The following is a 10,794-nucleotide window of genomic DNA, read 5'->3' on the forward strand; positions in this document are numbered from 1 at the left end:
TTCCAATTAATAAATTATATACTAATACATAAGTAATATACTTAATTCCATTTAAACATTTTTAAAATCCATCTGTGAGGAATCATTCTAGAAATGAGCTTTAACAACTTCATGGGAATCCCATAAACAGATTCCATCTTGTTTTGCTCAGAATCTTGCAATGCCTTGGCCACTACATCTTTTGACTTTACCATAAACTTAGCTTTCCAATCTAAAGGTTTTCCTTTCGAAGAAGCAACCTTAAAAAATTCTGTTTTCACTGGACCCGGACAAACTGCCAGCACATCAATCCCTTTGCCTTTAAGTTCAATCCCCAAAGCTTTACTGAAATGTAAAACATATGCCTTTGTGGCTGCGTAAACGTTAAAACCTGGTTGCGGCAAAAATGCTGCCGAAGAAGCAATTTGAATAATTTTCGAACCTTTGGGCATATAAGGAATAACACCATATGTCATGGCTGTCAGTGCCTTTATGTTTAAATCAATCATATCCAACTGCTCATCTAACTCTAATTCAGTAAAAGAACCTATTTTTCCAAAACCGGCACTGTTTATAAGAAATAAAACCTTTGGCTTTTCAGCATTTAATTTGCTTATAACTTTACTTACTCCTTCTCTTTTAGATAAGTCTGCGTCAATGACTATTCCTTTCGAGTTCTTAAGGTTATCTGCCAACTTTTTCATTTTTTCTTTTCTTCGTGCAATCATCCAAATTTCATCTAATTCATATTTACTGTCTAATTGTCTCACAAAATCCTTCCCTAAGCCTGAAGATGCGCCTGTTATAATGGCAATGTTCTTCATTTTGCCACCCCTTTTTTATTAAGTATTTATGATCAAAAAGCAGCCCTTCTTATTCGGGCTGCTTTAAATGTTCTTGAATAAATTTTTCACGGCAATCCCAACTACAAAAATAAAAAGTCTCTGTTCCTCGTGAAAGTTGATAGCCATGATGCTTCTCAATAAATTTTCCACATACCGGATCTTCAACCATTTCTATAGGAACATCAGACTGCTGCTCCAAACCTGACTCTCGATCTGTCTGTTCAGAATGAATCTGATTTTCCTCTTTTTCTTGAAGCTGTCTCTGATGTTGAAGAAGTCTGGCTGTCCTAAGCATTCTCGAAAACATCCACCAAATTACAATCATCCATAAAAAATTACTAAGTGTTTCCATCAATATCACCTCTCTACACTACGATGCCATTTTTTCCTGCTTAATCAGTATTAATTCTCCATCTTCTTTTATTTCATAAATTTCTAGCATACTATCTTTCACCACAATTTCGAGATTACAGTAAGGACAATAATATCTGATTCTTCCTAATGTACCCAAACGCTGGTTGCCGCATACTGGGCATTCCATATTCATTCACTTCCTTATTCTATAGAATAAAATATACTCATAGTATATTATAATATATAAATATGAAAAAATTATGAACAATTCTTGAACAAGTATGTTTTATTTCATATATTTATCTAAAATCATTATAATTTCCTCTATTTTTTCTTCTCCTTCTCCATTAAGCAGAGCATGTCTTACACAACCATGGATATGTTGCTTTAATACTGTAAGATTACTTTTTTTGAGCAACGCCTGAACTGCCAAAATTTGCTTAGATATATCGATACAGTATCTGTCCTCTTCAACCATACGAATAATTCCATCTAATTGTCCTCTTGCAGTTTTTAAAAGATTGAGTACTTCTTTTTTGTCTTTTTCAATCAAACCATTCACTCCTAATCTAAAGAAAATTCCTATGAAATGAAACTCTACTTCCATATTTTAATACTTATTATAGCATAATTATTGTCAAATCAACCTGTATCTAAATATAAATCTTTCCAAATTAAAAACTCTCCGCAAAGAGAGTTTCATAAATTTTATATATTATTTTTATTGTAGTCAATATTATGAGATATATTTTAAACTAATGCAGCTAATAATAGTAATTCTTCGTTATTTTCATATATTTCCTCAAATTGAGAGATAGGCAGTGGATTCTCTCCTCTTCCTACTTCTATGGTATATCCCGGCCTTCTGTATTCTTTAATAAACCAATCTTTATATCCGGCATACAGGGCAGCACCAACAGGCTCAGCAAGAGTATAGCCACTGACAGCGGCAAGCATTTCTCCTATTTTTAATGCTTCCGGAGGCTGAAGGTTTCTGTAATTCCAGAAAATTACTTCTCCCTGAGTATGATAAGCCAATACCAGACGAAAATCATGTTCCCTGGTAAAATCAGCTACTGCTTTAGATTCTGGCTCTGATTCCGGAGATGGTCCTCCATATAAATATGGTCCCGGACCATCTACTCCTAAACTTTCTTCCATCTCTTTGAATTCATCCCAGGAGGCATCGTAGTTTCGATTTAAATCCACTCCTCTGATATTGGCCTTCCATCTGTCGAAATTCGTACTGCCATCATTCCACTGGATGATCTCGTTATATCTTGGATGATCCGGAGATATTCCATTGATGACCAGTTCTACCCCATCAGGATTTACCATTGGAACGATATAGATCGTTGCTTGTTCCCATATAGTCCTTGCCGGATACCCTCTTATAATGCCATCCATGGCAAATGCTTTAGAAAATTGCTCAATCCATTTCATTAAAACAGGTGTAGTAATCCATTCATTGGAGTGATGAGATCCATTATAAAAAACTTCTCTTGGCCCTTCCCCTAGTTTGATCATATATAAATTTCTTCCTTCAACACTCTTTCCAATCGTATCCACTACTAAAAAAGGATATCTCATTACCAGACCTTGAATATCTTTTTCCATCACATCATAAGTATAAGGTATATCCGTCTGGACAACATCAATGCCAAAGGGAACAATAATTTCTTCTCCCACATTCAAAAAGAAGGGATTGATTCCGGGGTTAGCAGTCGTGATGCTATATACATTTGTGGAATATTGATTGGCAATTTTATAAAGTGTATCTCCAGGTTTAATTTTATATAAAGCATATCCAAGCAAAAAAGGTTCCAATCTCTCATAAGTTCTTGGACCAATAATTCCATCCGCACTTAACCCATTATTTCTTTGAAAGGCTTTGACTGCTTGCTCGGTATTTTCTCCAAAAATCCCATCAACACTGCTTATATTATATCCTATAAGCTTTAAAATACTTTGCACTTCTGCAACATCAGAACCTCTCATGCCTTTTCTTAATACTCTCAACTGCTTCACCTACTTTTTATAAACATTCTCATATTATTTTATCAATTAAACCATGTAAATGTGCTCTTGATTTTTAACTTTATTAATTTTTGGTTCTAAAGTAATAAACCGGATATTCATATAATTATATAAGAACTGCTTGGTAGGAGTGATGTTATGCATAAACTGATCAATACAATGATTTACAACTTCTTTATTGCTTTAGGAGTAATACTGGGAGGTGCTCTGTTTGGCTGTGCTGCTGCAATTCTGTGTGGCGAAAAGCCAGTCAAAGCAATGCTTGTTTTCTCAGAGCAACTTAAGCTTTGGGCACTTATTGTTGCCTTGGGAGGTACTTTTTCTTCCTTTGAAATTTTAGATTTAGGTATACTAAAAGGGGAATTTAAGGCGGTCATTAAACAAATCCTCTACATTTTAAGTGCATTTGCCGGAGCACACATGGGGTATGTCATTTTACATGCGTTGGGAGTGCACAATTCATGAAAAAAATAAATTTTTCTGGCTTTTGGATTTTCGTCTTTGGATTTTTTATTGGGATAACATCCTATAATACTATGTATATGTATAAAATTGAAAATCTAATAAATGAAAATGAGCATCTTACTGCCCAACTGGAAGACTATATAGTTAAATTAAAAAAATTAGAAGAATCCAGTCAAAAGAAGGAAATTCCTGTTTTAAATCAAATCTCTCCGATTATGCTTAATAAACAGGAAGAACTTCTTCCAAAAAATGAAATCGATCAATATATAAAAGTTTTATTAAAAAATCAAATTGGTAAAGAGCTCAGCAAAATTGATGTAGACTTAATTTATAATGCACTCAACCGCCGTTTTCTAAAATTTCAAGATGGAGAATATCAATTGGAAATCAGAAGTATTATCGTGACAGACACTATGTATATCTACTACCGCGTAGAAAAAAGCAACAGCTAATTCAATTGGTAAAATTTTAAATTATAAAAGTCTGTTAGAGGGAAATACTATAGATAATAAATAAGCCATATGAAAATTTAATTAATTGAAAGGGGCTTTATCATGAGAACGATGGATTTTATTGCCTTACTTTTAATGATCATTGGAGCAATCAACTGGGGACTAATTGGATTCTTCCAGTTTGACCTTGTTGCTACTTTATTTGGTGGTATGGACGGTTGGCTAAGCAGAATCATTTATGCTTTAGTTGGATTAGCCGGCCTTTACGGTTTAAGTTTATTTGGAAAAATTGACAACGAATCTGTCAGAAGAACTGAATAATCTATAAAAAATGCAAGTCTTCCTTCTTTGTTAATTAATTTTTAAAAATTAACCTTTTTTAAAAAAATCATTTTTTTAAAAAAGGTTTTTTTAATTTCAAGGAGAATATAATTAATATATATAATTACAAATATTTTAAAGGGGGAGATTCTTATGATACAAATCATTGCGGGGGAAAAAGGTGAAGGAAAAACCAAGCATTTAATTGACATGGCCAATCGATCTGCCAAGAGCAGTAATGGTCATGTCGTATATCTGGATAACGACCGAGATCATATGTTCGATTTGCATCATAATATTCGTTTTATTGAAACAACTGGTTTTCCCGTTTCTGGATATAAAGAATTTTATGGTTTTATCTGTGGTATTTTATCTCAAGACCATGATATTGATTATGTATATATTGATGGATTGCTGAAGTTATCCCGTCTCTCAATAGAAGAAGCCCAATCATTTATTGAAAAACTAAATGAAATATCCGAAAAATATAATGTCAAATTTATTATCGGAATGAATTGTAAAGAAAAGGAAATCCCCGAAAATTTAAAATCTTTTTTAATAGCATAAATGTTTAATAACATAAACATATACAAGGATTCCCCAGCCATCTAAGCTGGGGAATTTTAATGAGTTTTATTATTATAATGACATTAAAGGATAAAAATCAATTTTTCATTTATAATAGTACAAATAATTACATAAACTTTTTAATAAATTATACTTGAAAATTAAAAATATAGTATTACATTATATTGATTAATACTTTATAATAAAAAAATATTAATTAAAATCATTTAAGAAAAAGGAGTCAACAATAGAAATGAATCAATTAGTTGAACGTTTTATTAAATACGTAAAATATCCTACTACTTCTGATGAAAGTTCAAATACTTGTCCCAGTACAGAAAACCAAATAGCTTTTGGCAAGATGTTGGCAGAAGAATGCAAATCCATTGGCTTAAAAGATATAAGTATTGATGAAAATGGATATGTTATGGCAGTTCTTCCGGCTAATTGCGAAGAAGATGTTCCTGTAATAGGATTTATTGCCCACATGGATACCAGTCCTGATATGAGCGGTGAAAATGTTAATCCTCGAATTATAGAAAATTATAATGGCAAAGATATTGTTTTAAACGAAGAGAAAAATATTGTATTGTCTCCTAATGCATTTCCTAATTTAACCAAATGCATAGGAGATACATTGATTACAACCGATGGCACTACTCTTCTGGGAGCAGATGATAAAGCTGGTATAGCAGAAATTTTAACTGCCATGGAATACCTTATTCATCATCCTGAAATCAAGCATGGCAAAATATGCATTGCCTTTACGCCTGATGAAGAAATTGGAAGAGGTGCCGATCTTTTTGATGTAAAAAAATTCGGAGCTGACTTTGCTTATACCATTGATGGAGGATTGCTTGGAGAATTGGAATACGAGAATTTTAACGCTGCTCAGGCAAAAATTACAATACACGGTCAAAATGTTCATCCTGGTACTGCAAAAAATAAGATGAAAAATGCAGTATTAATAGGCATTCAACTTGCTCAACTTTTCCCCGAAAAAGAAATTCCTGCCTATACGGAAGGCTATGAAGGCTTTTATCATTTGAACAATTTCAACGGTAATGTGGAAAAAGTTGAAATGGTATATATTATTCGGGATTTTGATATGGAAAATTTTAATAAACGTAAAGATTTTGTAAAAGAGGCTATTGAAAAAATGAATGCAATATATGGTGATGGCACTATTCAATTAGAATTAAGAGATCAATACTACAATATGAAAGAAAAATTAGAAGACAAAATGTACATTGTAGAAAGAGCTTTTAATGCAATGAAAGCTGTAGGTGTTGAGCCTCACATAAAACCTATTCGCGGTGGTACAGATGGTGCAAGACTATCCTTTATGGGCCTTCCCTGCCCTAATATTTTCACAGGCGGTGATAATTATCACGGCAGATACGAATACATTTCAGTGAACTCAATGAAAAAAGCAGTTGAAGTGATTGTAAAAATCGCCCAAATATGATAAATATAACTTAAATGTGTTTTTATTCTCCCAAAATGGTACATCTATCTCCATAAAAGCAATAACCCCCTTGAGTTTCCGCAAATTTTATGGTAAGATATGACCAATTATTAAGGAAAATGTGATGACGGAGTTAAGTAGCATTTCATGGTTACAATTTCAGAGAGTAAATCGGCTGGTGAAAGATTTACAGTACATGAATATGCGAAATACACCTCTCGAACATTAGGCTAAAAACCTAACGGCTTCTCACCGTTATATGAGACTGGAGGTATACAATGCATTTGTATACGAATTAAGGTGGTACCACGGGTTCTCTCGTCCTTACATGATCACATGATAAGGCGAGAGTTTTTTATTACATAGAAAGTTCTTCCGAGTTTCCTATGTAATTAAAACCCTCCGCGCAAAGTGCACACTTACGCATATTGAATTTTGTCGGCTTTGTCGACTGCACTCGGCGCGAGAGTTTCGCATACGAAACTCTTTCTTGTGAAAAATATTAGGTAAAGGAGTTAGCTTTTCTATGAGAAATGTATATGATATTTTAAAAGAAAGAGGCTTTACTGAACAAGCAACACATGAAGAGGAAATAAGAGAATTGCTTGGTAAAGAATCCGTTACTTTCTATATTGGTTTTGACCCCACAGCAGACAGCCTTCATGTAGGCCATTTTGTTACAATTATGGCTATGTCTCATATGCAAAAAGCTGGTCACAGGCCTATTGCCCTTATAGGCGGTGGAACTGCTATGGTTGGGGATCCAACGGGTAAAACCGATATGCGTAAAATGATGACAGAAGAAACCATCGCTCATAATGCAGAATGTTTTAAAAAGCAGCTTTCGAGATTTATAGAATTTGGTGAAGATAAAGCTATTATGGTCAATAATGCAGATTGGCTTCTTAATCTGAATTATGTATCCTTTTTAAGAGAAATTGGGATTCATTTTTCTGTAAACAGAATGCTCACTTATGAAAGTTATAAAACCAGAATGGAAAAAGGCCTTTCTTTCTTAGAATTTAACTATACGCTTATGCAGTCCTATGATTTCCTGGAATTATACAGAAGGTATAATTGTAAGCTGCAGTTAGGAGGCAATGACCAATGGTCCAATATTCTAGGGGGAGTTGAACTCATCCGCAGAATTGGCCATGATGATGCTTACGGCATGACCTTTAGCCTTCTTACAACCAGTGAAGGCAAAAAGATGGGTAAAACTGAAAAAGGAGCCATTTGGCTTGATCCTGAAAAAACATCTCCTTACGATTTCTATCAATATTGGAGAAATGTTGCAGATGCTGATGTAAAAAAATGCCTCTCCCTTCTTACTTTCCTTCCTATGGACGAAGTAAACAGGTTAAGTGCTCTTGAAGGTGCTAAAATCAATGAAGCTAAAGAAGTCCTGGCTTATGAAGTTACCAAGATTGTTCATGGCGAAGAAGAAGCTAAAAAAGCGCAAACGGCGGCTAAAGCTCTATTTGGTGGTGGTGCACAGGGTGGTTCTATCCCTACCACTGAAATTTCTAAAGATGAATTTAAAGATGGTATGGATCTCATCTCTCTTCTTCAAAAAACAGGCCTTGCTCCTTCCCGTTCAGAAGGACGTCGTTTGATTCAGCAAGGAGGCATTAAAGTACAGGATCAAAAGGTAACAGATCTAGATTACCTAGTAACAGAGAAAGATTTTTCAGAAAATGCTTTAATGATTCAAAAAGGTAAAAAAGTATTCCATCGTGTTCAATTAATATAAAAACCTTGGGAGCATGTGCTTCCCAAGGTTTTTAAACATTTGACCTGCTATCCATATATCGAACAAGTAACAATTTCAAAAACGCTGCCGCCGGTACTGCCAATAACATTCCCAGGATTCCGAACAAAGACCCTCCCACTGCAAGGGCTACGACTATGGCAACTGGATGTACATCCACGCTTTCTCCTACAATTTTGGGAGCTATAATTGCCCCATCTATTTGCTGAAGGATTAAAAGCGTAATGACTGCGTATAAAGCCTTCATAGGATTATCACTGATTAATCCCATAAGTGCTGCAGGAATCATTCCTATGATGGGTCCAAAATAAGGAATAACATTGGCAATTCCTGCGATAATACCAATAATTATTGGAAAATCAATTCCTATTATAGCAACACTGACTCCTATCAGAATTCCCATAATCAATGAATCCGTTAACTGTCCTCTTATGTAACCGGATAAAACATAATCAATATCTTTCCAAAGACGTTCCCCGCTTTTAAGAATTCTTTCAGGTAAAATGATTTTCAACAATCTGTTCATTAAATTTATGAAACCGGCTTTATCTTTTAACAGATAAAATGCTATAACCATCGCCATGGCAAAATTGACGACATGATTGCCCGCCTTGGTGATGCCTTCGATCACTTTTGTCGTAATACTTTGCACAATGTTTCCTAATTTCCCTGAAAGCTCTTGTATAGTTTCCTCAGTTTCTTGCAGGAATCCTATACTGTCTAACTTTTGTTGAATATTATATACCATATTGTTAAAGGACTGTGTATAAGCTCTAATGATGTCTACTAAATTATCTACATTCCTAAAACTTTTTTTGTTTCCTATACTGGAAGAAAATAAAAGCAACACTAAAAGAATGATTGAGATCACTGTAATATACGTAAGAAGCGTCGAAATCGTTCTAGTATTGGCTTTTTTATTATAATCCTTTGAATTGATTTTTTTAGGAAATTTTTTCTTATTGCTATATTTTAAATTTAGGGGATCCACAAGGTTCTTTTGATAAAGTTCCACAAGAGGATCCAATAAATATGCAATCACTACTCCCAAAAAAAACGGAGAAAGTATTGAAAATATTTTTGAAATAATTAAACCTAGGCATGCAGATATTGGAATAATATTTTGAATAATAATTGCTATACCGTATATCACAAGCAGTGTAAAGATAACATGAAAAGATATTTTTAAATAGTTTTTATCCCACGGCAATTTCATAAACAATGATCACATCTTTCTTACAGACTTAAGTTCAAATTTCATTTATGGTTATTATACATATTAAAGTGTCGCAGGACAATACAAAAATCAGTATTTACTTAATCTCTTTAAGTACAGCCAATAAAAACTCCCAAGTTCTCTTGGCAGAAGAAATGCTTAATCTTTCATCTGGAGTATGAATATCATACATATTGGGTCCAATAGAAATCATGTCTATACCTTCTATTTTTTCTGCAAAGAATCCACATTCAACTCCTGCATGAATTGCATTGATACTAGGTTTCTTGCCATACTTTTCTTCATAGATTTTAACAAAAAGATTGCGTAATTTTGAATGGGGCGTATATTGCCATGCAGGATATTCTCCTCGGGTAAAAAACTCAGCACCGACTACATCCGCCAACCTTTTAATCTGGTTGATGATGGCATATTTACGGGTTTTAACCGAACTTCTCACTGCACTGATAAATTGGATTGATTCTCTGTCCGTTATTACAACACCTAAATTGGTAGAACTTTCTACCAATCCCTCCATATCCATGCTCATAGTCTGAATTCCATTGGGGATAAGGGTAAGTACGTCGATGACTTTTCTCTTGGTTTCTTCTGATAAAATTTCATCTGTTGATTCTCTTACAAGCTCCAATCTAACATTAACATCACCATCAGAAGTTCTATATTCGTTTTTAAATATTTCATTCCATTCATCTATGACTTCTGTTAATTTCTCAACTTCATTATCACTAACTTGCACAATCGCATCCATCTCTCGTGGAATAGCATTATCCTTAAGACCACCATTTACAGAAATCAAATTAAAGGACATTTTCTCCTGAAGATCAAAGAGAATTCTTCCCATCATCTTATTGGCATTGCCTCTTCCTTTGTCAATTTCTTGACCAGAATGGCCTCCTTTTAAATTTCTGATTTGAATAGAATACACTGCTCCTTCTTTCTTTCCTGGTATCCATTCAGGTTTTAATACTAAATGAGCTCTTGCTCCGCCTGCACAACTTACTAGAAATTCTCCCTCTGCTTCTGAATCCATATTAATTAATATTTTTCCTTCCAGTTTGGAAGCATCCAGTTCAGCTGCACCTTCCATACCTGTCTCTTCGTTAGTAGTAATCACAACTTCAAGTGGAGGATGAGGAATATCTTCTGAAGCCAATAATGCGAGACTGTAAGCGATAGCAATTCCATTATCCGCACCTAAAGTTGTGGTGTTAGTATATTAGTGTAGACACAAAAAGCCGAACACCTTAAAATATAAAAAGGGAAGGAAGTGTCTACAATGGCAAAAGGGCAAAAGTATT

Annotated in this window: 12 protein-coding genes, 1 pseudogene and 1 other annotated feature; of the genes and pseudogenes, 6 read left to right on the plus strand and 7 right to left on the minus strand. The window is 34.2% G+C overall.

Annotated elements, in window-relative coordinates; all coding sequences use genetic code 11:
* Positions 1-41: 41 nt before the first annotated feature.
* The 5 genes from JOD07_RS05340 to JOD07_RS05360 all read right to left on the minus strand — a co-directional run bounded on the left by JOD07_RS05340 (position 42) and on the right by JOD07_RS05360 (position 3,176).
* The gene (locus JOD07_RS05340) at positions 42-803 is read right to left on the minus strand and encodes an SDR family NAD(P)-dependent oxidoreductase (RefSeq protein WP_158738842.1); all 762 of its coding nucleotides are present in this window, start codon (positions 801-803) and stop codon (positions 42-44) included.
* Positions 804-852: 49 nt separating this feature from the next.
* The gene (locus JOD07_RS05345) at positions 853-1,176 is read right to left on the minus strand and encodes a YHS domain-containing protein (protein WP_158738841.1); all 324 of its coding nucleotides are present in this window, start codon (positions 1,174-1,176) and stop codon (positions 853-855) included.
* Between the two features lie 18 nt (positions 1,177-1,194).
* Positions 1,195-1,365 carry a hypothetical protein gene (locus tag JOD07_RS05350; protein ID WP_158738840.1) on the minus strand — a complete coding sequence of 57 codons (171 nt, stop codon included), beginning with the start codon at positions 1,363-1,365 and terminating at the stop codon, positions 1,195-1,197.
* A 99-nt stretch (positions 1,366-1,464) separates the two neighbouring features.
* The gene (locus tag JOD07_RS05355; protein WP_158739259.1) at positions 1,465-1,728 is read right to left on the minus strand and encodes a metal-sensing transcriptional repressor; all 264 of its coding nucleotides are present in this window, start codon (positions 1,726-1,728) and stop codon (positions 1,465-1,467) included.
* 200 nt (positions 1,729-1,928) lie between these two features.
* Entirely contained in the window at positions 1,929-3,176 is a 1,248-nt protein-coding gene (locus tag JOD07_RS05360; protein WP_330636153.1) for a M14 family metallopeptidase, read from the minus strand.
* A 177-nt stretch (positions 3,177-3,353) separates the two neighbouring features.
* On the opposite strand from JOD07_RS05360, the gene JOD07_RS05365 reads away from it, so the two are divergent.
* The 6 genes from JOD07_RS05365 (at position 3,354) to tyrS (ending at position 8,241) form a co-directional block, all read left to right on the plus strand.
* Entirely contained in the window at positions 3,354-3,680 is a 327-nt protein-coding gene (locus JOD07_RS05365; RefSeq protein WP_158738839.1) for a YtrH family sporulation protein, read from the plus strand.
* Between the two features lie 77 nt (positions 3,681-3,757).
* Positions 3,758-4,132 carry a hypothetical protein gene (locus tag JOD07_RS05370; RefSeq protein ID WP_158738838.1) on the plus strand — a complete coding sequence of 125 codons (375 nt, stop codon included), beginning with the start codon at positions 3,758-3,760 and terminating at the stop codon, positions 4,130-4,132.
* Positions 4,133-4,234: 102 nt separating this feature from the next.
* Positions 4,235-4,453 (plus strand): DUF378 domain-containing protein, encoded by a 219-nt coding sequence (locus JOD07_RS05375; RefSeq protein WP_158738837.1) that lies wholly within the window; start codon positions 4,235-4,237, stop codon positions 4,451-4,453.
* Positions 4,454-4,606: 153 nt separating this feature from the next.
* The gene (locus tag JOD07_RS05380) at positions 4,607-5,020 is read left to right on the plus strand and encodes a twitching motility protein PilT (protein WP_204612648.1); all 414 of its coding nucleotides are present in this window, start codon (positions 4,607-4,609) and stop codon (positions 5,018-5,020) included.
* Between the two features lie 253 nt (positions 5,021-5,273).
* A complete protein-coding gene (pepT, locus tag JOD07_RS05385) occupies positions 5,274-6,488 on the plus strand; it encodes a peptidase T (RefSeq protein WP_204612650.1) in 1,215 nt (404 codons plus the stop codon).
* Positions 6,489-6,603: 115 nt separating this feature from the next.
* Positions 6,604-6,817 (plus strand) — a binding site (T-box leader).
* Positions 6,818-7,014: 197 nt separating this feature from the next.
* Positions 7,015-8,241, plus strand: coding sequence for a tyrosine--tRNA ligase (gene tyrS / locus JOD07_RS05390; protein ID WP_204612653.1), 1,227 nt, complete (start codon positions 7,015-7,017; stop codon positions 8,239-8,241).
* Positions 8,242-8,272: 31 nt separating this feature from the next.
* Here tyrS and JOD07_RS05395 read toward each other — a convergent pair whose 3' ends face one another.
* Both JOD07_RS05395 and pepD read right to left on the minus strand, forming a co-directional pair.
* Positions 8,273-9,475 (minus strand): AI-2E family transporter, encoded by a 1,203-nt coding sequence (locus tag JOD07_RS05395; protein WP_158738833.1) that lies wholly within the window; start codon positions 9,473-9,475, stop codon positions 8,273-8,275.
* A 97-nt stretch (positions 9,476-9,572) separates the two neighbouring features.
* Positions 9,573-10,697: pseudogene (gene pepD, locus JOD07_RS05400) on the minus strand (beta-Ala-His dipeptidase); the annotation flags it as partial.
* Between the last annotated feature and the right edge of the window lie 97 nt (positions 10,698-10,794).

Origin of the sequence: Defluviitalea raffinosedens (assembly GCF_016908775.1) — a bacterium.
GTDB lineage: Bacteria > Bacillota > Clostridia > Lachnospirales > Defluviitaleaceae > Defluviitalea > Defluviitalea raffinosedens.